20 protein-coding genes and 1 pseudogene are annotated in these 20,773 nt (G+C 63.6%); 12 read left to right on the top strand and 9 right to left on the bottom strand.

Annotated elements, in window-relative coordinates; genetic code table 11:
* Window positions 1-38: 38 nt before the first annotated feature.
* Window positions 39-1,127 carry a DUF2793 domain-containing protein gene (locus tag ACK8CP_RS09025; protein WP_414834063.1) on the bottom strand — a complete coding sequence of 363 codons (1,089 nt, stop codon included), beginning with the start codon at window positions 1,125-1,127 and terminating at the stop codon, window positions 39-41.
* 119 nt (window positions 1,128-1,246) lie between these two features.
* On the opposite strand from ACK8CP_RS09025, the gene ACK8CP_RS09020 reads away from it, so the two are divergent.
* Entirely contained in the window at window positions 1,247-2,107 is an 861-nt protein-coding gene (locus ACK8CP_RS09020; protein WP_414834062.1) for an urea carboxylase-associated family protein, read from the top strand.
* Window positions 2,108-2,119: 12 nt separating this feature from the next.
* Here the strand turns inward: ACK8CP_RS09020 and ACK8CP_RS09015 are convergent, their stop codons facing one another.
* Complete coding sequence (locus ACK8CP_RS09015; RefSeq protein WP_414834061.1) at window positions 2,120-3,016, bottom strand: LysR substrate-binding domain-containing protein; 897 nt, start codon at window positions 3,014-3,016, stop codon at window positions 2,120-2,122.
* Window positions 3,017-3,158: 142 nt separating this feature from the next.
* Here ACK8CP_RS09015 and ACK8CP_RS09010 point away from each other — a divergent pair, with 142 nt between their 5' ends.
* The 11 genes from ACK8CP_RS09010 to ACK8CP_RS08960 all read left to right on the top strand — a co-directional run bounded on the left by ACK8CP_RS09010 (window position 3,159) and on the right by ACK8CP_RS08960 (window position 13,282).
* Entirely contained in the window at window positions 3,159-3,833 is a 675-nt protein-coding gene (locus tag ACK8CP_RS09010; protein WP_414834060.1) for an RraA family protein, read from the top strand.
* Between the two features lie 26 nt (window positions 3,834-3,859).
* Complete coding sequence (locus tag ACK8CP_RS09005) at window positions 3,860-4,816, top strand: tripartite tricarboxylate transporter substrate binding protein (protein WP_164879665.1); 957 nt, start codon at window positions 3,860-3,862, stop codon at window positions 4,814-4,816.
* 22 nt (window positions 4,817-4,838) lie between these two features.
* On the top strand, window positions 4,839-5,300 hold the full coding sequence (locus ACK8CP_RS09000; protein ID WP_234630767.1) for a tripartite tricarboxylate transporter TctB family protein: 462 nt from the start codon (window positions 4,839-4,841) through the stop codon (window positions 5,298-5,300).
* A gap of 26 nt (window positions 5,301-5,326) precedes the next feature.
* Window positions 5,327-6,823 (top strand): tripartite tricarboxylate transporter permease, encoded by a 1,497-nt coding sequence (locus ACK8CP_RS08995; RefSeq protein ID WP_414834059.1) that lies wholly within the window; start codon window positions 5,327-5,329, stop codon window positions 6,821-6,823.
* 45 nt (window positions 6,824-6,868) lie between these two features.
* The gene (locus ACK8CP_RS08990) at window positions 6,869-8,071 is read left to right on the top strand and encodes a pyridoxal phosphate-dependent aminotransferase (protein WP_414834058.1); all 1,203 of its coding nucleotides are present in this window, start codon (window positions 6,869-6,871) and stop codon (window positions 8,069-8,071) included.
* Between the two features lie 458 nt (window positions 8,072-8,529).
* Window positions 8,530-9,261, top strand: coding sequence for a M15 family metallopeptidase (locus ACK8CP_RS08985; RefSeq protein ID WP_414834057.1), 732 nt, complete (start codon window positions 8,530-8,532; stop codon window positions 9,259-9,261).
* Window positions 9,262-9,485: 224 nt separating this feature from the next.
* Window positions 9,486-10,307 carry a transporter substrate-binding domain-containing protein gene (locus tag ACK8CP_RS08980; RefSeq protein ID WP_414834056.1) on the top strand — a complete coding sequence of 274 codons (822 nt, stop codon included), beginning with the start codon at window positions 9,486-9,488 and terminating at the stop codon, window positions 10,305-10,307.
* Between the two features lie 142 nt (window positions 10,308-10,449).
* Complete coding sequence (locus ACK8CP_RS08975; protein ID WP_414834055.1) at window positions 10,450-11,115, top strand: amino acid ABC transporter permease; 666 nt, start codon at window positions 10,450-10,452, stop codon at window positions 11,113-11,115.
* A complete protein-coding gene (locus ACK8CP_RS08970; protein ID WP_414834054.1) occupies window positions 11,115-11,774 on the top strand; it encodes an amino acid ABC transporter permease in 660 nt (219 codons plus the stop codon). Before ACK8CP_RS08975 ends, ACK8CP_RS08970 begins: the two co-directional genes overlap by 1 nt.
* A gap of 10 nt (window positions 11,775-11,784) precedes the next feature.
* Window positions 11,785-12,603 (top strand): amino acid ABC transporter ATP-binding protein, encoded by an 819-nt coding sequence (locus ACK8CP_RS08965; RefSeq protein WP_414834053.1) that lies wholly within the window; start codon window positions 11,785-11,787, stop codon window positions 12,601-12,603.
* A gap of 82 nt (window positions 12,604-12,685) precedes the next feature.
* On the top strand, window positions 12,686-13,282 hold the full coding sequence (locus tag ACK8CP_RS08960; RefSeq protein WP_414834052.1) for a hypothetical protein: 597 nt from the start codon (window positions 12,686-12,688) through the stop codon (window positions 13,280-13,282).
* 70 nt (window positions 13,283-13,352) lie between these two features.
* On the opposite strand, the gene ACK8CP_RS08955 is transcribed toward ACK8CP_RS08960, so the two are convergent.
* The 7 genes and pseudogenes from ACK8CP_RS08955 to ACK8CP_RS08925 form a co-directional block, all read right to left on the bottom strand.
* Window positions 13,353-14,420 carry a threonine aldolase family protein gene (locus ACK8CP_RS08955; RefSeq protein ID WP_414834051.1) on the bottom strand — a complete coding sequence of 356 codons (1,068 nt, stop codon included), beginning with the start codon at window positions 14,418-14,420 and terminating at the stop codon, window positions 13,353-13,355.
* Complete coding sequence (locus ACK8CP_RS08950) at window positions 14,417-15,634, bottom strand: aminotransferase class V-fold PLP-dependent enzyme (protein WP_414834050.1); 1,218 nt, start codon at window positions 15,632-15,634, stop codon at window positions 14,417-14,419. Before ACK8CP_RS08950 ends, ACK8CP_RS08955 begins: the two co-directional genes overlap by 4 nt.
* Before the next feature lie 22 nt (window positions 15,635-15,656).
* Window positions 15,657-16,394: pseudogene (locus ACK8CP_RS08945) on the bottom strand (amino acid ABC transporter ATP-binding protein); the annotation flags it as partial.
* Between the two features lie 2 nt (window positions 16,395-16,396).
* The gene (locus ACK8CP_RS08940; protein WP_414834049.1) at window positions 16,397-17,518 is read right to left on the bottom strand and encodes an amino acid ABC transporter permease; all 1,122 of its coding nucleotides are present in this window, start codon (window positions 17,516-17,518) and stop codon (window positions 16,397-16,399) included.
* A 4-nt stretch (window positions 17,519-17,522) separates the two neighbouring features.
* Window positions 17,523-18,707: an amino acid ABC transporter permease gene (locus ACK8CP_RS08935; protein ID WP_234630779.1), complete on the bottom strand. Its 1,185-nt coding sequence runs from the start codon at window positions 18,705-18,707 to the stop codon at window positions 17,523-17,525.
* Window positions 18,708-18,738: 31 nt separating this feature from the next.
* A complete protein-coding gene (locus tag ACK8CP_RS08930; protein ID WP_370642456.1) occupies window positions 18,739-19,767 on the bottom strand; it encodes an amino acid ABC transporter substrate-binding protein in 1,029 nt (342 codons plus the stop codon).
* Window positions 19,764-20,462, bottom strand: a complete 699-nt coding sequence (locus tag ACK8CP_RS08925) for a GntR family transcriptional regulator (RefSeq protein WP_128293043.1) — start codon at window positions 20,460-20,462, stop codon at window positions 19,764-19,766. The genes ACK8CP_RS08930 and ACK8CP_RS08925 overlap by 4 nt, the downstream gene beginning before the upstream one ends.
* Between the last annotated feature and the right edge of the window lie 311 nt (window positions 20,463-20,773).

Here is a 20,773-nt window from a genome sequence, read left to right as displayed (position 1 = left end):
AGCTTCCTCGGGGGTGGTTCTCCCCGCTGCGTGGCGGTTCAGGGGAGCCGCGTCCCCCAGAAGAAATTCTCGTTGGCGAGAATACGTCCGGCCGCACCCGTGGGGAAAATCTTCGGGCTGACCGTATCGCCGACGGCAAGCTTGAGGAGGGCGGTCACCTGCACCTGGGTTTCGCCGGAGACGAAGGCGGCATCGCCCGTCGTGCCGATCGTGTCGGCGGCCGGTGACGTGCCGTTGACGGAGAGCCCGACCTGCAGCTTCGAGGGGGTGCCGGCACCCGCCTCAAAAGTGCCTGCGAGCCCGAAAAGATAAATCCCGTCGCTCGGAGCCGTGAAGGTCAGGACGTTGTTCGCGATGATGGCGGCGAGCTGATCGTTGTGGCGGAAATTGCTGAAGAGCATGTCCCGCCAGGCGCCCGCCGCATAATTCTGGCCGTAGTTCAAGTACGCGCTGAAACGGGCATTCGCCGGCATGGTGACGGCGCCGCTTTCGCGATCGAGGACGAGGCCGGTGTGATAGGTCGACCCGTCAGGTGAGACTTTGAGGGTGAAATCGTCTGAGCCCAAAAGACCGAAGAGGGCCCGGGCCGAATAGTCGCTCTGGAAGGTGAAGCCGCCATCGCCCCCTGCAGTCGCCTTGTTGAGGGCAACGCGCATGTCGCCGCTGCCCGGGGTCACATCGTCGTGGCTGAAGAGAACGGCATCGGATTTGACGGCGAGGCGGTTGCTCGTCTCCGAACCCGTATTGATGCCGAGACAGGGCAGGGTCTCCGGCGGTTCGGCAGTAAGCGCCACCCAGGCAACGCCGTCGAAGACGAGCGGCAGCATCTCGTCGATCGACAGCGCGAGGAAGCCGGGCTTCGGCGTGTAGAATGTCCACGCGCCATCCTGGAACGCGGCGATGTCGTTGTCGTGGCCGGACCAGTCGCCACCTGCCGATCCGGCTCCCGGCGCCGCAACGATATAGCGGGCGCCGGGAGCCGGATCGGCCGGCGGGGCGGTGAGGTCGCGGCGCGTGATGGCGAGCTGCACCAGCGTATCGAGCATCCGGAGCGCTTCGTTGTGCGTGACATGCTTCTGCGCCTGTGCGGAAACGATCGTCGGAAGGGAGAGATTTTCTGTGTCCATCGTCGCCATCCCTGGGTTGGCCTGAAACCGAAGGACGTCCAAGCTAATCGCGGTGGATGCGCCGGGGATAAGTCGACAAACTCGGAGCGCGGCATGAGCCCTCTGAGGATGAGGATGCAATGAAGCTGAACGAGCCAGAACATGACGCGCCGGCCGATGCCGTGGCGCGCCGGGATGTCGAACCGGTCGTCTGCTATCCGACGGCGACGTTGCCGCCTGTCGATCTCAAGGCCTATCGCGCCGCGCGGGGCGGGTGGACAAAAATCGCAGAAACGCTGGTGCCGCCGCGCGATGCCCGCACATTCACCGTCCCGGCGGGGCATTTCTTCCGCATCGTTTCGGTGGAAGGCCCGCAGGTCGGCGATCTCAACCTCTGGCACGAGGCGGATCTCACCGAGCGCTTCTATTCCGGCAAGACGCGCGCGCTCCACGGCACGCATCTGTCGACCGGAGATCGGCTGTGGTCATGCCTGCCGTTTCTGCGGCCGATGGCGACGATCACCGATGATACGCTCGACTGGTACGGTTTCGACCGCTTCGGCGGGTCCGTCCATGATGTCATCGGCACGCGCTGTGATCCTTATACGAACCGGCTTTTGTCCGGCGGCGACTATCATTTCTGCTGCCATTCCAATCTCATCCGTGCGCTCGCGCAAGCGGCAGGGATCGATCTCGACGAGGCGGAGCGGCATGTGCACGACGTCCTCAACGTCTTCATGTGCACGGGTTTTGCGCGCGACACCGGGCAGTATTTCATGAAGGCGACGCCGGCTCGGCCGGGCGATTATCTGGAGTTTTTCGCCGAGATCGACCTGCTGGGTGCGCTTTCTGCCTGTCCGGGCGGCGATTGTTCGAGTGAGCATTCGAGCGATGCCGCGACCTGCCATCCGCTTCTTGTCGAAGTCTACGAACCCGCGAACGAGCCGCAGGGGTGGCGGCCGGCCGAGCCGAACGCCTACAGCCGACGTCACGGCATGTGAGGCGCTGCCGCCTCACAAGCTCCCGGGAGCATGCGTCTGGAGCGAACGGCGCAGCGTCTGCACGAATTCGATGGCGAGCTTCGAGCGGATGCGGTGCCTCGGCCATAGCGTCCAGACATTGAGATAGACCGGCGGCGTGAGCGGCCGTGCCACGACTGCATCGCCAAAAGCGAGCGGGGTGAACGGATCGACGATGGTGGTGCCGAGCCCGTTGGCGACGAAGGCGCAGGCGCTGTCGGAATGGCGCGTTTCGATCTGATCGTGACGCCCGACGCCGAGGTCTGAAAACATCTTTTCGATGGCGAGGCGCTCCGGATCGAAAGCGTCGAGTGAGATGAAGGGTTCGTTGCGCAGATCGTAGAGACGGATGCGCTCCGCCGAGGCGAGGCGATGACCGGCCGGAACCACGCAGACCCGTTCGAGGCGGTGGAGATGTTCCGTTTCGATCGCGGCATCGTCGGATTGCAGGATCGAGATGCCGACATCGATTTGCTGCGCCGCCGCGGCGAGAATCACCTGGCGCGACGCGGTTCCCTGCAGCGAGAGTTTCACGCCCCCGCGATCATGCAGAAAGCTCGACAGAACGCGCGGCAGATAGCGGGAGGCGAGCGCCGGAAAGGAGGCGATCGCCAGATGGCCCGCCACCCGATCGCGGATATTCGATGAGGCGCGCTTGATCTCGTCGATGCCGACGAAGACGCGCTCGGTGGTCTGATGCAGCTGACGGGCTTCTGGTGTCGGCGTGATACGCCCGGCGCTGCGGGTGAAAAGGGGATAGCCGCAGGAAGCTTCCAGGGCGGCGATCGTCTTCGTGACGCCAGGTTGTGAGATGTTGAGCGCCGCCGCAGCCCCGGTCATCGAACCGGCCTCGATCACCGCACGGAAGACCTCGATCTGCCGAAAGTTCATGAATGCATCCAATAACTACAGGTTATCGGAGCATGGGAAGACGATATTTGCAAGCTGCCCGAACACTATTTCAGGATGGAATTACGCTAATAATGAGGAGCAAAGACGCTCCCATGACGATGTGAGAGGCGATAACCGGAAAATGACGGAAAGCAGCTGGACCGAAGTGGAAATCCTGGAGCGCCTGCGCAGTGTCGAGTCGGGCGCGGTAACCGATGCCCTCGTGCGTCTCGGCCTGAGCGGCTGGATGGACGGCGTCCTCCCGCTCGGCGAGGCGAACCGGCTGGTCGGGCGGGCCCGCACCGTCAAATACGCTCCGAAGACCGGCGCGACCAAAGCCAAGACCAACATCTATTCCGCCATCCGCAGCACGCCTGAGGGACGTATCCTCGTGCTCGATACAGGTTGCGCAGACACCTGGATCCTGGGCGAGAACGTGGCTCATGCAGCCTTCTTCCAGGGGCTCGGAGGCATCGTTTCCGATTCTCTGGCGCGTGATGCGGCCCTCATCCGTGAAATGGATTTCCCGGTCTTCACGCGTGGTATCTCGGCCCGCCCCCCGGCCATCGTTCTCGTCGATGTCGACGTTCCGGTGGAATGTGCCGGCGCGCGCGTCTGCCCCGGTGATTATCTCGTCGCCGATGCCGACGGCGTCGTCGTCATTCCGCAGGATTTCATCGACGCCGTCCTCGTCGAGATCGCGGATATCGAGCAGCTCGAGCGCGACCAGGAAGCTGCGCTCGCATCCCAGGCCCCGCTGGAAGTGATCGAAGATCTCCTCCGGCGCAAAAAGATCCGCAAAAGCGGTCGTCCATGAGCATATTCAAGAGGAAAGGAACTCTTATGCACCTCAAGTCCAGTCTGGCGGCTTTGGCCCTCGCGGCCTCCTCGCTCGCCATTTTCGCCTCTCCGTCCTATGCGGAATATCCTGAGAAGCCGGTCGAGATGATCGTGCCTTACGGCGCGGGCGGCAGCACCGACGTTCTCGCGCGTCTCATCGCCGAGTATGGCGAAAAATATCTCGGCCAGCCGATGGTGGTAGTGAACCGGCCGGGCGCCGGCGGCCAGATCGGCTTTGCCGCGATCGCCAGCGCTAAGCCCGACGGCTACACGATCGGCTGGATCAATTCCGGCATTCTGACGAGCCCGATCGTGCGTCCTGATGTGACCTTCAACATCGACACCTTCGATTACGTCGCCAATATCGTGACCGATCCGGGGGTGCTTGCGGTGGCCGGCACCTCCGATTACGCCTCCCTCGAGGACTTCCTTGCGGCGGCGAAGGAAAAGACGCTCACCGTCAGCCACGAAGGCGTCGGCGGCGGTGATCATCTGGCGGTTCTGCAGCTGGAAAGTGAAGCCGACGTCGAATTCAATCTGGTTGCCTTCAACGGCGATGCCGAAGCCAAAGCCGCGCTTATGGGCGGCCATATCGATGCCATCGAAGGCAACGTCTCCGAGCAGGTGGAACTCGTCGAGGACGGTCAGCTGAAGCCGCTCGTCGTGTGGGATTCCAAGCGCAATGCGGATCTGCCGGATACCCCGACCGGCAAGGAACTCGGCTACAACATCGTCGCCTCTTCCTCGCGTGGTCTCGGCGCACCGAAGGGCATGGACGAGGATGCGCTCACCAAGCTGCGGGATGCGATGGTGAAGGTGACCGAAGATCCTGATTTTCAGGCCGACCTGAAGAAGCTCAACATGCCTCTCGACGTCCTGGTGGGTGACGATTATCGCGCCTTCATGCAGGAGCAGGACGAGGGCTATAAGAAGCTCTGGGCCGAAAGCCCGTGGCAGTAAGCTCCTGGCGATTTCAGGCGCAATGAAACGCGATACATGGATAGCGATCGCCGTCATGGCGATCGCAGCCTTCGCCGCCTGGGACGTCTACGGCCTCAAGCGGGGCGCGGCGCTCTTTCCCCTGTTGATGAGCGCTGCGCTCTTTCTGGGCGGTGCCGTTCTCTTCGTCTCGAGCCTGCGTCCGCGCAAGGTGACGGGCGAGGTTACAGAGGAAGGCTCTGAAACCGACGAAGCGCCGAAGCGCGTCTGGTTGCCGCTCGTGGAAGTGGTGGTCCTGACGGGAGTGTTCGCCGTCGCGATGCCGTGGATCGGCTTTTATCCGGCGACCTTTGTCTATCTCGCCGTCTTCTTCGCGCTTCGCTCGGAGTTGAGCCGACCGGTGGGACTAGCCGTGGCCGTTGCCATGACCGGGCTGATCTACGTCATCTTCTCGCTGCTTCTCGCGGTTCCGACGCCGGTCGGTCCGCTCGCCGCTTATTTTTAATCCCTGATCCCGACGGAACTGAGCGTATGGAAGCGATCCTCGCGGCAGCCGCCAATATTTTCGACCCTTCGACCCTGCTGGTCCTGGCGATCGGCACCGTGGTCGGGCTGTTCGTAGGCGCGTTGCCGGGCCTGTCTTCCACGATGGGCGTCGCGCTCTGCATTCCCATCACCTTCGGCATGGACCCGGCGAACGCGCTCGTGCTCCTTGGAGCGATCTATACGAGCTCGGTCTTCGGCGGTTCGATTACCGCCATTTTGTTGCGCACGCCCGGCACCGACGCCTCCATTGCCACGACCTTCGACGGTTATCCGATGGCCCAGCGCGGGGAGGGGGCACAGGCGATCGGTATGGCGCTGGTGGCCTCCCTCATCGGCGGCGTATTCTCCGTCTGCGTCCTCCTCTTCGTGGCACCGCCGCTGTCGCGTCTGGCGCTCCTCTTCGGGCCGCAGGAATACGTCTATCTGACGATCTTCGGGATGATCTCCATCCTCGGCGTCTCGGGGGGCAATCCCACGAAAGCCTTCATCAGCGCCGCTTTGGGGCTGTTGCTGGCGACGGTCGGCTTCGATCTTTTCACCGGATATCCGCGGCTCACTTTCGGCCAGGACGAACTCTTCGAAGGCGTGCCGCTGCTTCCGGCCCTCATTGGCATCTTCTCCGTCTCGCAGGCGATCTCGCTGTGCACGGGCGAGGCCGATATCGGCGCCGGCAATATGATCAAGACGAAGGGCCGGACGCTGCCTGCCTGGTCGGTCATCCGGCGCTGCGGACGCACGCTCTTCAAATCCTCCCTCATCGGCTCCGCGATCGGCATTCTCCCGGGAGCTGGCACCAGCGTCGCCGCCTTCATCAGCTACGACGAGGCGCGCCGGCGCTCCAAGACGCCGGAAGCCTTCGGCAAGGGTGAAATCGAGGGCGTCGCGGCGCCCGAGGCAGCCAACAACGCCGTGACTGGCGGCTCGCTCGTGCCGGCGCTCACGCTCGGTATCCCGGGCAACGCCGTCACCGCGGTCTTCATCGGCGGATTGACCATCCATGGTCTCGTGCCGGGGCCGCGGCTTTTCACCGATCACGCAGAGATCGTCTACACGCTGATCTTGTCGCTCTTCCTGGCGAACCTCGCCTTCGCGGCCTTGGGTTTGTTCGCGGCGCCCTGGGTGGCGCGCGTCGTCAAGGTGCCGAGCGCCGTGCTCGGACCGACCATCATCGTCTTCAGCGTCATCGGCTCCTATGCGCTGCGCAACAGTCTCTTCGATGTCTGGCTGGTGCTCGGCTTCGGCGTCCTCGGCTATTTCATGGAGCGCTGGCGTATTCCCGGCGCGCCGCTCGTCATCGCGCTCGTGCTCGGTCCGATCCTGGAGACCAACCTTCGTCGTTCGCTGCAGATCTCCGGCGGCGACTGGATGATCTTTTTCACGAGCCCACTCTCCTACGCGATCATGGCGCTGATCGTCTTGACGCTCGCCTATCCGATCTTCGCACGCCGACAGCAGAGAAAGCGCGAGCAAGACGCAAGCTAGCGCTCTCCCCGTCGCCTTTCTTTTCCAAGCATCCAGAGAGAATCCATGAACAAGATTTCTTCTCGTATGGCAGCTGTTCTGCCTTCGGCGAGCAGCGCCGCCTCCGCCCGTGCGCGTGAGCTCAAGGCGGCTGGCCGCGACATCATCAATCTTTCGGTGGGCGAGCCGGATTTCGATACGCCCGAGCATATCGTCCGCGCGGCGAGCGCGGCGATGGCCTCCGGCAAAACGCGTTACACGAATGTCGATGGCACGCCTGAGCTGAAGGCCGCCGTCATCCGCAAGTTCAAGGACGAGAACGGGCTCGATTTCGCGGCCAATCAGATCGTTGTCGGGACCGGCGCCAAGCAGGTGATCTTCAACGTGCTTCTGGCGACGCTCGATGCCGGCGACGAGGTCATCATCCCGGCGCCGCATTGGGTCTCCTATCCCGACATGGTCCGGATCGCAGAAGGCACGCCCGTCGTCGTCGAATGTCGGGCGGAAGACGGCTTCAAGCTGTCCGCCGAAACGCTAAAAGCCGCGATCACCGAAAAGACCCGCTGGCTCGTTCTCAACTCGCCCTGCAACCCGACCGGCGCGGTCTATGGCGAGGCCGATCTGCGAGCGCTCGCCGATGTGCTTTTGGACCATCCCCAGGTCGGCGTTTTGAGCGACGACATCTACGAGCACATCGTTTTCGGCGAGACGTCGTTCCGTTCGATCGCGGCGGTGGAGCCGCGGCTTCTGGAGCGCACGGTCGCCGTCAATGGCGTTTCCAAGGCCTATTGCATGACCGGCTGGCGGCTCGGCTATGGCGGGGGCCCGGCCGAGGTGATGCGCGAAGTGCGCAAGCTGCAGTCGCAAAGCACCTCCTGCGCCTCTTCGATCAGCCAGGCTGGAGCGCTCGCGGCGCTCGAAGGCCCGCAAGATCATCTCGAGAGCCACCGCGCCGTCTATCGCCGGCGCCGCGACCTCGTTCTGCCGAAACTGGTCGAAGCCGGCCTCACCTGCGAGGCGCCCGACGGTGCGTTTTATATTCTCGCCGGGTGCCAGAAATTCCTCGGCATGACCTCTGCGGCTGGCACGAAGATCGAGACCGATGCCGACTTCACCCGCGTCATCCTGGAAGAGGGTGAGGTGGCGATGGTTCCGGGCTCGGCCTTTGGAGCGCCTGGTTATGTGCGGCTGAGCTTTGCCGTTGACGACGACAGGCTGATGGAAGCAGCGAGCCGTATTGCCCGCACCTGCGCAGCGCTTCGCGTCTGAAGGCAAGGTCCTGCGAAGATGTCGGAGGGGCCTCTTTTCGTCCTCTCCGGTGTGCTCGAAGAGGTTGGCGCGGGTTGGTTCGTCGAGACGAGCGGTGTTGCCCCCACAGACGCCCTGTCCCGACATGGCCCGCGCCGACGCCGGCATTTAGGTGGAGGGCTGGCTGCCTGCCTGCTTTCGCTTCCGCCGCGCCCTATTGCTGTCGACGAGCTGCCCACATCGAGGCGCCTTGGACACGAGCTCGCCAGGCCCGCTGGGCGGCACGCATTTACGTCACCTACCTCCAGTGACTGGACAGGATCAGCGCGGGCTGATTAGTCTATACAAAAGAGCGCCGGTCGATCGGCGCTGTGTCTCGGCACCGACTGCTCTTGGGATGGCCGCCTGGATCGTCTTCGGCCGTTGCAGGCCTGTGCGGGAGACGGTCCGTGCCATGCACCTGACGGAGTGATTGTGAGATGTCCGAGAATACTGCCTTTTATGCTGCGCTTGAGAACCAGTTTCTGACGTATGAAGAGCTCGCCGCCGTGCCCGTCGAGGACAATGGTGAGGCGATGGTCGCCATCGGAGATGGCTTTTCCGGGAAGGTCTTCATTACCGACAGGCGCATGACGGCCTATACCGGCGAAAACATCTACGTGCGGTCAGGCCTCGTGCCGATGTTGGAGCGGGCGCAGCAGGAGCTGAAGAGCATTCTGCCCGGCTGTTCTCTGGAGGTGGTTTACGGCTATCGCCATCTCGACATCCAGAATGCCAAATTCGAAGCGCATAAGGAACGTCTGCTCAAAGAGGATCCGACGCTCTCCGGAACCGCATTGAAGGAGGCGGTTCACCGCTTTTCTGCGGTACCCGAGGTGGCTGGCCATCCGACGGGCGGTGCGGTCGACGTCCGGATCAAGGATTCGAGCGACGAAAAGCTGCCGATGGGTACCGAAGTCGCCGAATACGCGATGGACACCTATACGTTTTCGCCCTTCATCGCCAAGGAGGCTTGGCGCAACCGTCAGCTTCTCAGGTGTTGCATGCTGCGCGCCGGCTTCGCCCCGTTCGATGGTGAATGGTGGCATTTTTCGTTCGGCGATCGCGAATGGGCGAAATATTACAATCAGCCCAAGGCAATTTACTCGCAGCTTCGTTTCACATCGGAAGATGCGACGGGTGAGGCTCTTACGGGCGCTGCGGCGGCCTGACACGGAGCTGAATTTCCCCGGAATGGCCGCTCTCTGGGCGGCCATTGGCTTGTCTGAAAGAGATGCCCGCCTGATTTGGCTCTGACGGGGTGGACGGGACGTCGCATGGTGAACGAGTCGCCTGTTTTTTGGGCGTAGGTTTGCACACCATTCGCGCTTGACCGACCAACGTCATCTAAATTGTATAGACAATATAAAAGCCAATTCAGCCTTGGGGAAGATTGATGTTCCGCTCGTTAGCCTCGGCAGGCATTTCTGCTCTGCTCTTCGCCTTCACGGCCGTGGGTGCGGCCAATGCTCAAGATGCTCTGGAGAGAGCCAAGGCAGCCGGTGTGTTGCAAGTGGCGACGGAAGAGCAGTTTCCGCCCTATGACTTCATCAAAGGCGGCGAGCATGTCGGCTACAACGTCGATATCTTTGCCGAGCTTGGCAAGGAACTCGGCCTTGAGATCGCTTATACCGACCTGCCTTGGTCGAGCGTGCTGCCGGGGCTCGAAGCGGGCAAATACGACGTCGTCGCCGGTCCCGCCGCCATCACGGCCGAGCGGCAGAAGCGCTTTCGCTTTCTCATCCCGATCGATCAGAGCCAGACCTCGATCATGAAGCGGAAGGGCACGGAAAAAATCATGAAGTCCGCCGATATCGCAGGCCTGACGATCGGTGCCCAGCGCGCGGCCAATCCGATGACCGACCTCAAGGCTTATGCCGAAACGCTCGATCCGGCGCCGACCATTAAAGAATATGTCGACTACAGCCAGGCCTACGCCGATCTCGCGGCCGGGCGTCTCGACGGTGTCGCCAACGGCTCTACGAACGTCCTTTATACCGCCGCGCAGCGTCCGGGCGTCTTCGAAGTCGTGCTGCCGGGCTTTGGCGAACTTCACTACTCAAGTTTCCTCGGACGCAAGGATGAGGATTCCAAGACACTTCTCGACGCGCTCGATGAGGCGCTGCTGACGATCGAGAAGGACGGCCGCATGGCGAAAATCCAGACGAAATGGTTTGGTCAGCCGGTCGAGCTCCCGACGGAAGTCCCGACCCCGTAATGGCGCTGGAGGGACGCTTCGGTGCGAACTGCCGCGGCTCGCTGGCAAATGGCCGTGGGCCGCAGGCGCGCTGGAGCGAGGGAGGTTGCAGTGACTTCAGGCTTTTCCCTCGTCCGACCTTTCAGCCGACCCGGATCCGCTCATGCCTGATTTCGTGCCGCCGATCGTGGTTGAGGCGTTACCGGTGCTTATCCGGGGCGCCGAAGCGACGATTTTCTACGCCGCCGGGTCTGTCGCGATCGGCTTCGTCATTGCCGTCGGCGTGTGCGCGATGCGGCTATCGAAGTCGCCGCTTCTGTTTGCTGCCGGCACCTTTTATGTCAGCCTCCTGCGCGGCATCCCGCTTCTCGTTCAGCTCCTCATCTCCTATTACTGCCTGCCGCTTGTCGGAGTGAACATTTCGCCGATGCTGTCGGCGCTTCTGACACTTGCGGTGTGCACCGCCGCCTATATGGCGGAGATCCTGCGCGGCGGCTTTCTCGGCATTTCACCGGGCCAGGTGGAGGCCGCCCAGATGGCAGGCCTCAGGGGCTGGCAGATCCTTCTCTATATCGAAGTGCCGCAGGCCGTGCGCCTGACTCTGCCCTCGCTCCTCAATGAAGTCGTCAACATGGTGAAAGCGTCGTCGCTCATCTCCGTCGTTGGCGTGCTCGATCTGACTCGCGCGGCGCAGAACGTCGCCTCCAGTACCTACCAACCGTTGCCCGTCTATCTGATGGCCGGTGCCATTTATTTCGTCATCACCTTTTCGGTGGCGCGGCTCGGCGGTGTGTTGGAGCGTCGGCTGAGCCTGCAGGGGCGACGCTGATGTTCGACTTTTCCGTCCTCACTGATCATGCAGTCGAAATACGCAACGGCATTGTTCTGACGCTCGAACTGTGGGTTGCCGGCTCGGTGATGGGCTTCGTGCTCGGTCTCACTCTCGCGGTCCTTCAGGTCTATGCCGGCCGCCCTGCCTATCGGCTCGTCGCCGCCTATGTCGCCATCTTCCGCGGCACGCCGTTCCTCATACAGCTCTTCCTGCTCTATTACGGCGGCCCGTCGATCGGCCTCATGCTGACCCCGATCCAGGCCGGGGCGATCGGGCTCACGCTTTACGGCAGTGCCCAGTTCGTCGAGATCTTTCGGGCGGGCTTCCAGTCCGTGCCGCATGGCCAGATCGAGGCTGCGCGCATGTCGGGGCTCTCGCATCTCCAGATCGTCCAGCACATTCAATTGCCGCAGATGATGCTGATCATCCTGCCCTCGATCGTGAACCTCCTCGTCATCCTGACCAAGGAGACGGCGCTTCTCTCAGTCATCTCGATCCCGGACGTGACGGCGGTTCTGCAAGGCATCGGCTCATCGACCTACGCCTTCAGCGAGACATTGTTCGCGCTCGCTGCCTTCTACTGGATCCTCCTGGAATGCGTGACCACGCTCGGACGTTGGGCGGAACGCCGGGCGGGGCGCTATCTGGCGCGATGAAAGGAACCTCATGACACGCGACACGGCCCCATCCGCCGGCACACCGATCATCAAGGTCTCGGGTCTCACGAAGAAGTTTGGTGAGCTTGAGGTGTTGAAGGGCGTGTCCCTGGCGCTCCGGCGTTCCGAGGTGACCTGCATCATCGGCCCCTCCGGATCGGGAAAGAGCACGCTGTTGCGCTGCATGGCTTTCCTTGAAAGCTACGATTGCGGCCGGGTGGAAATCGAAGGGCGCCTTCTCGGCTATGTCGAAAAGGGGGAGAAACGCCTTCCGGCGAACAATCGCCAGATCGCCGAGGTGCGCAGGAATGTCGGCTTCGTGTTCCAGCACTTCAATCTGTGGCCGCATATGACGGCGCTGCAGAATGTGGCGAAGCCTTTGACGCTTGCAGCCGGGCTCGGCCGCAAGGAGGCGCGCGAGCGCGCGGTGGCGGCGCTGGAAAAGGTCGGGCTCGGCGCGAAGCTCGACGAATATCCCGCCCAGCTCTCCGGCGGCCAGCAACAGCGCGTCGGCATCGCCCGCACGCTTGCCAAGGAGCCGCACATCATCCTCTTCGACGAGCCGACCTCGGCGCTCGACCCGGAGATTGTCGGCGAGGTTCTGCAGGTGATGCGCGATCTCGCAGACGAAGGCATGACCATGGCCGTGGTCACGCACGAAATGGGCTTTGCCGCGCAGGTTGCCGACCGCATTGCTTTCATAGACGAGGGTGTGATCGCGGCCGAAGGCCCGCCGCGTGAGGTTCTGCTGAGCCAGGACAATCCGCGCCTCATGCGCTTCTTGAAGAACTTCTTCGACCGCAACGTCTTCTGGGACCAGCCTGCGTAGATCCTCCCTTCCATGGCGACGCTACGACCGAGTGAGGCCGCGACACGCGCGTGCTATGCCTGCCGTCAGAGATGGAGGTTTGATGCACATGCACGATCTTGCGAAAAGGCCGAGCCTGCGTCTGGCAGGCCGGTTCGCGCTGGCGGCTCTGGCGCTCGCCGGACTGATCGGCACCGCGCAGGCGCAATCGGCGGAGGCGACGGTGGAGTTCCTGCTGGCCGGCGTGCGGCCGGGCGGCGAGTCGAAGCGTGTCGTCGATGAGGATGAGGCGGTGCGCACCGTCACGCCGACGGCCAAGGAAGGCGTCTGGCGCTTCCAATACGCACGCTCCTTTGGGCCCGACAAGACCTATGAAATGTCGCTCGATTACGAGCTCAAACAGGTCACGGCCTGCCGCTACGACCTCAAGATTCGCGGCAACGGCACGGTCGTGACGATGAAATACGATTTTTCCGGCGCGCACGATCTTGAGGTCCGCCATGACGAGAACCCGACACCGCCGGGAATGATCTCGATCGATGTCGTTGGCGCGGATGTGGAGCGCTGCGAGCCGCAAAAGGGCCATGCCTGCGAACATTTCGACGGCAACCGCTTCGGCTATGTCGCGGCGAGCGAAGACGAAATCCGCCAGGCATTCGCCCATTTCCAGGAGAATTACTGCCCGAAAAGCCCGTTCTAGGAACCGCCCGCGCCTCGTGCTGCAACAGCAGCGCGAGCGGGTTTTTGAACGAGCTGCCTCCGCATGCGGTTCAGGCAGCCATGCCTTGAACGATCTCGACGAAAGCCTCTGCGGCCCGCTTCACGCCGTCGCGTGTCACGTCGAGATGCGTGACGACACGCATGCGGTGCGGGCCTTCGACGCCGATGCGCATGCCTTTCTCCTGCAGTTTTGCGCCGATCGTGCCGGCATCGAGCCTCTCATCGAGCTCCAGAAACAGGATATTGGTGACGACATTCTCCGGGGAGAGGGTCACGCCATCGAGGCCGCGCACGATGTCGGCGAAGAGCCTTGCATTGGCATGATCTTCGGCGAGGCGATCGACATTGTGATCGAGGGCGTAGAGCCCAGCCGCGGCGAGGATTCCGGACTGGCGCATGGCACCGCCCAGCCGGTGCTTCCAATGCCAGGCTTCGGCGATGAAGTCTTTCGAGCCGGCGAGGACGCCGCCCACCGGACAACCGAGGCCTTTGGACAGATCGATCCAGGCGCTGTCGAAGCCGGCGGTGAAAGCCTTCGCAGGCGTGTTGGCGGCGACGACGGCGTTGAAGAGGCGCGCGCCATCCATATGCACGGCAAGCGAATGCTCGCGGGCGAGCGCGACGATGGCGGCAAGCTCGTCGACGGACCAGACCGCACCGCCGCCACGGTTTGTCGTCTGTTCGACCGCGACAACCCGGCTGCGCGGACGGCGCATCCGCGGCGCGCGAATATGCGCCGCCACGGCGGCTGCGTCGAAGATGCCGTTCGGCGTGGCGATGGTGTGGAATTGCGCGCCAGCAAGCGCGGAAGCGCCGGCCCCTTCAGAGCCAAAGACATGGGCGTTTTCTGCCGCGATGATCTCGTCGCCCGGCCGGCAATGGACGAGGAAGGCGATCTGGTTGCACATCGTCCCCGATGGCAGAAAGAGCGCGTCGTCCATGCCGAGAAGGTCGGCGATCCGTTCGCAAAGCTGAAGGACCGTCGGGTCCTCGCCGCGCTGCTCGTCTCCCGTTTCAGCCGCCATCATCCGGGCAAGCATGTCGCGGCTCGGGCGGGTGGATGTGTCGGAGACGAGGTCGATGGCGATCGCGGATGTCGCGGAGGTCGCAGAAGTCATTGTCTGGCTTTGCTCAAATGGTGCTGGAGGCGGTCGAACAGGCGCGCGACGTCCTCCTCGTTGTTGTAGAAATGCGCAGCGGCGCGCAGATGCCCGTCTTTTGCGGCAACGCGGATACCTTCCGCGGCAAGTTCCGTCTCCATCGCGTCGGCGGAAACGCCTCCGAGATCGAGGCTGACGATCCCGGCGCGTTCATGCCAGGGCCGGGGCGTGCGCACTTTGACGCCGATGCGGTCGGCCCCCTCAATGACGAGGTCGGTGAGCGTGTGCACCCGCTCTTCGATCGCGTGGAGGCCGATGGCGGCGATGAATTCCGCGGAACGGCGCTGAATGGCGAGCCCGAGAAAGTTCGGATTGCCATATTCGAAACGGTGCGCATCCGGCGCGTAGGCCGGATCGGCGACCGTGCGGTCGAGTGTGTCGAAAGAGTATTTTGCGGCAAAGGGGGGCTGGAAACGGTTGAGCGCCCGCGGCGCCACATACATGAGCCCGGCACCGGTGACGCTCATCTGTGCCTTGTGACCGCCGGCGGCGACGACATCGGCGCCGAAATCGTCGAGCCGTCGATCGAGGACGCCGAGCCCCTGGATCGCATCGACGACGAAGAGGATGTCCTGCGCCCGGCAGAATGCCGACAAGGCGTCGAGGTCGGCGCGCTGGCCGAGACCGTAGGCCACCCACGCGACCGAAAGGATGCGGGTGCGTGCATCGACGGCGGCCGTGAGGGCTTCCGTCGTGACCATGCCGGAGGGGTCGGCCGGGACGACGCGCACCTCGATGCCGCGATGGGCAAGCGGGCGCCAGGGAAAGGTGTTGTTCTCGTGTTCCGCCTCGGAGATGACGAGATTGTCGCCGTCGCGCCAGTCGAAGCCCTGCGCCACGATATTGATCGCTTCGGAGGTGTTTTTGACGAGCGCGATCGTCTCGGGGGCGGCCCCGAAGGTCGCTGCGACCTGGCGACGGGTCGCCTCCACACCGTCCATGGAAAAGGAATGGCGGCCGGCCTCGGAGGAGGCGATGTCGGCGAACCATTCATACGCAGCCTCTTCGGCCAAGGCCGGCAGCAGCGCTTTGCGAGCGATATCGAGGTAGGCAATCTTCTCGGTCGCCGGGAAGAGCCCGCGGATTTTCCGCCAGTTCGGCGTGCCGTCGGCAAGAAGAAGGGGCGAGGGGTGCTCGCCGACGAGGCCGGCTTCGGCTTTCGGATCGTTCATGAAGGTCGTAGGTCGCGTGGGATATCTGGCCGAGGAAGCCGCGAGCGCGGTCGGTGGCGGGGGCAGAGAAAAAGGTCTCTGGCGGGGCAGCTTCGACGATTTCGCCTTGATCCATGAAGACGACCAGATCGGAGACGCGACGGGCAAAACCCATCTCGTGCGTGACGACGATCATCGACTGGCCGGATTGGGCGAGCTCCTCCATGACGTCGAGGACCTCGTGCACCATTTCAGGGTCGAGTGCTGATGTCGGCTCGTCGAAGAGCATCACTTCCGGCTCCAGCATGAGAGCACGGGCGATCGCCACGCGCTGACGCTGGCCGCCGGAAAGCTGGCCAGGATATTTCCACGTCTGCGAGGTCAGCTGGACGCGCTCAAGCAGCCCCTTGGCTCGCTCCGTCGCTGCATCTTCCGGCTCGCCGCGCGCATAGATCGCGCCGAGCGTGAGATTGTCCATGATGGAGAGGTGGGGAAAGAGATTGAAGTTCTGGAACACCATGCCGGTGTGCCGGCGCGCCTCTGCGAGCCGTTCCGGTGTGCCGTCGAGCGTTGAACCGCAAACGGTGAGCGTGCCTTCCTGAAAACTCTCAAGCCCGTTGATGCAGCGGATCAGCGTCGATTTGCCGGAGCCCGACGGTCCGCACAGGACGATGCGCTCGCCGCTCGCGAGCCCAATCGAGACATCGCGCAGCACGTGGTGCTTACCGAACCATTTGTTGACCGCCTGCATGGTGACGACCAGGTTTTTTTGAGCCGTCATCGTCAGCGTTCCACCTTGCGGCCGCGCCGGGCGTTGGCCTGTTCCAGGGACCGGCCGTAAAGCGACATGCCGGAGCAGATGAGGAAGTAGAGCAGGAAGACGAAGAGATAGCCTTCGAGCCCGTAGCGTACCCAGTTCGGATCTTGCAGGGCGGCCTTGGTCGCGCCGAGCACGTCGAAGAGGCCGAGGATGGAGAAGAAGGTCGTGTTCTTGAACGCACGGATGATGTCGTTGAAGAGTGCAGGAATGGAGATCGCGAGCGCCTGCGGCAGCACGATCTTGCGCATGCGCTGCCAGTAGCGGAGGCCGAGCGCCTTGGCGGCTTCCTCCTGTCCGTCCGGCAGGGCCTGCAGGCCGCCGCGGACCACCTCTGCGGCATAGGCCGCGAAGAAGATGATCATGCCAATCTCTGCCCGCACGAGCTTATCGACATTGAGCTGGTCGGGCAGAAAAAGTGGCAGGATGAGCGCGGCGAAGAACAGGACGACGAGAAGCGGGATGCCACGCACGCATTCGATGGTGGCGACCGACAGGAAGCGGATCGCGGGCAACTGCGAGCGGCGTCCGAGTGCGAGCAGGATGGCAAGCGGCAGTCCGCCGGCGACGGTGCCGCCGAAGATCAGGAAGGTGAGGGGAAGCCCGCCCCAGAGATCCGTTCCGACATGCGGCATGCCGAAGATGCCGCCCTGCAGGAGCGCGATCGTGGCTATGAAGACGATGAGCCAGCCGAGAAGGCGCAGCGACACGGCGAAGAGGTTGGTGGCCGTCAAGACGCCCCAGACGAGCCAAAGGGCGATGATGACGCCGCCCCGCCATTGCTCCGCGTACGGGAAGGCGCCGAAGAGCATGACACGGTATTTTTCGGCAATCACCGCCCAGCAGGCCCCGGCCGCATCGCGGCAGGCGGCGCCCTCCGGCGCGTACCAGACGGCGTCCCAGATGGCCCAGCGGAAGAGGCCGGTGAGCGCCCAGACAGTGATCGCGGCAAGCACGACCGTCACGACGCTCATCAAGGGCGATGCGAAATAGCGCTTGTGCAGGCGGGCGAGAAAACCCGTGCTGCCCAGGGGCGGCAGACGCGCCGGCGCGCCGCCGATCTTTGCGTAGGAGGCTGGTGCTTCCATAATCTCAGCGCTCCGGGATCTGCACGAAGCCGTTGACGAAGTTCGCGACCGCGCCGATCGCCAGCGACAAGGCGAGATAGACGGCCGCCATGATGCACAGGACCTCGATGGTGCGGCCGGAATAGGTGAGCATGGTGTTGGAGACGGAGAAGAGATCCGGATAGCCGACGGCCACGCCGAGCGAGGAGTTCTTCAAGAGGCTCACATATTGTGCCGCGAGCGGCGGGATGATGACGCGCAGCGCCTGTGGCGCGACCACGCGGCGATAGAGGTCGATGCGGGTGAGGCCGATGGCGTTGGCCGCCTCGATCTGTCCGGAATCGACGCTGAGGAGACCGCCGCGGACGATCTCGGCGATGAACGCTGCGATATAGAAGGAGAGGCCGAAATAGATGGCGAGGAATTCCGGCGACAGCGTTATGCCGCCGGCGAAATTGAAGCCCTTCAGTTCCGGGATCGACCAGGCGAGCGGCATGCCGAAGGCGAGCCAGACGAGGAGCGCAGGCACGAAGATGGTGGCGAGAAGGACCGGCTTTGCGGACTTCCATTTCTGCCCGGTGCGCCGGCGGCGACGGTCGGCGAGATGCGCCACCCGCCAGGCGAGAGCGCAGCCGGCGAGGAAGGCGGCCGCGACCGCGGTAAATGCCGTCATGTTCTCCGGCGCTGGGATGGTGAGCCCCCGGTTGGAGGCAAAGACGAAGTCGAAGAAGGACCAGGAAAGGCGTGCGGCCGGAAACAGCGTGAAGAAGGTGTACCAGAAGACGATCTGGACGAGCTGCGGCGTGTTGCGGAAGGCGTAGACATAGGCGCGCGCAAGGCTGCTTGCGAGCGCGTTGGGCGAGAGCCGGGCGAAGCCGACGATCGCGCCGATGACGCTGGCCGTGAGGATGCTGACGGCCGACAGCAGCACCGTGTTGCCGAGGCCGACGGCGAAGGCCTTCAGATAGGTGTCGCCCGAAGTGAAGCTGAAGAAGGCTTCGCCGAGGGCGAACTGCGTCTCGTCGAAGAGAAAGCCGAGACCAGAGGTCATGCCACGGTCGATCAGCGCCTGGCGCGCGTTGAGCACAAGCCAGATGCCGAGGGCGGCAAGCGCCGCGAGAAGCAGCGCCTGCCAGGCGATGGCGCGAGAGCGCGGCTGGCGCCAGAAAGGCACCGCGCTCTCTCCAGTTGTCGAGGGAATGTGGGTCATGACCTCGGTCGCATCGATCTCACACGTGAGCTCACAGGGGCGGCGAGTAGATGAGGCCGCCGTCGGTGTAGAGGGCGTTGAGGCCGCGATCGAGCTTCAAGGGAGAGCCCTTGCCGACGTTGCGGTCAAAGACTTCGCCGTAATTGCCGACCTGCTTGATGACGTTGTAGGCCCAGTCCGGCTCAAGGCCGAGCCCGTCGCCTCCGGCCTTGTCGACGCCCAACAGCCTGCGCACGGCCGCGTCGTCGCTGCTTTCCTTCATCTCATCGACGTTTTCGGAGGTGACGCCACTCTCTTCGGCCTGGAAGAGCGTGAAGACGGTCCACTGCACGATGTCTCGCCATTGCGGATCGTCCTGCCGCACGACCGGTCCCATCGGGTCCTTGCCGAAGAGCTCGGGCAGGATGACGTAATCGTCCGGATTGGGGGCGACGGCAGCACGCGTTGAGGAGAGGCCGGAGGAGGACTGCACGGCAACGTCGCAGCGTCCGCCGAAGAAGGCCGTGTTGATCTCCTTCTGATCCTCGATCACCACGAGCTGCAGGGAGATGCCGTACTTCTTCTGGATGTCGGAGACGACGCGCTCGGAGGTGGAGCCAGGCCGCACGCACACGCTCGCTCCGTCGAGTTCGGGAACGCTGGTGACGCCGAGCTCTTTCGGCACCATCAGGCCCTGGCCGTCATAGAAAGTCGGCGAGACGAAATCGAGGCCGAGATCGGTGTCACGGCCGCGCGTCCAGGTGGTGTTGGCGACGGTGACGTCGACTTCGCCGGTCTGCAGGGCGGTGAGACGCGTCTGATTGTTGGTCTTGAGCAGCTTCACCTTGCTCGCATCGCCGAGGGTGGCGGCGGCGATGGCGCGGCAGGTGTCGACGTCGAGACCCTGCCAGGCGCCCTGGCTGTCGACGGAGGAAAAGCCCGGCCGGCTGCCGTTGACGGCGCACGTGACGACGCCGTTGGCCTTTACGTCGTCGAGGGTGCCGGCGATGGCCGGCGTCTGAAGGCCGGCGGCGGAGATGGCGCCGACGAGAAGCCCGCCGGCAAATAGGTGCTTCATCATATGTTCTCTGTGCCTCTTGTCTTGTCTTTGGTTGTGTCTGTTCCGGGTGCCCGATCGAGCTCCAGGCGGATCTCGAGGCCACGCTTCAGATGTCTGCGCATCAGTTCGGCGGCTTCCTCGGGCTGGCGGTTCACGATCGCTTCGAAGATCGTGATGTGCTCGACCAGGATTTCCTGGACGAGAGCGTGTGCGAAGTACCGCGGCAGGTGGAATGCCAGGCGGAATCGCATGCGCATCAGGCGCACCATCTCGGCAAGAGGGGCGCTGGCCGAAGACTGGATGAGCGCGTCGTGGAAGTCGGTGCCGACGTCGTCGATCTCGCGCGAGGTGAAGGCGGAGGGATCGCGCGCCATGATGCGCATCTTTTCTCCGCATGCGGTCAAAGCGAGGCTCGGCCCGCGCTCGGCCGCCCGGCGTGTGGCGAGACATTCGAGCGCCTCGCGCAGCTCGTAGATGTCGCTGATGTCGGCCGCCGAGAGTTTGCGGATGAAGGTTCCGCGCGCCGGCTTCACCTCCACGACGCCTTCCTGCTCGAGCTGGCGCAACGCGTCGCGCACCGGCATACGGCCGATCCCGAGCTGCTGGGCGAGCTTGCGCTCCGATAAAGGGTGATCCGCCTCGAAGCTGCCCCCGAAGATCAAATCGACGAGGCGGCTATAGGCGCGATCACGCTCGAACTCGAAGGAAACTGCCATGAGCCTCAGACTGGCTGACTGGTATACCAGTTGCAAGCCTAAAAATTCGGCGCGGTGCAATTCTGGTCTGAATGCGTGCGAGCTTGTGGAATTCGCTGCGCGGCGAGGTGCACGAAGATGACGGGCAGGGGCGCCTGGTCGTGCGAATGCGGCGCGAGCGACCGGGTGGGGCCGCAAGCCTCTATGCTGCCCCGAGTTTGTCCTTTTGCGCTCAGGGCGTTGCCGAGCCGGGCGGGGACGCTTATTAGCTGGGCTGGTCCGCCTTTCGCGGATCCGTGCCGTGGCGCGACGGGCCGATCCGGCCTTGCCCC

This window comes from Afifella sp. YEN Y35, assembly GCF_047553465.1.
GTDB lineage: Bacteria > Pseudomonadota > Alphaproteobacteria > Rhizobiales > Afifellaceae > Afifella > Afifella aestuarii.
This window is presented reverse-complemented; position numbering and strand designations above follow the sequence as displayed.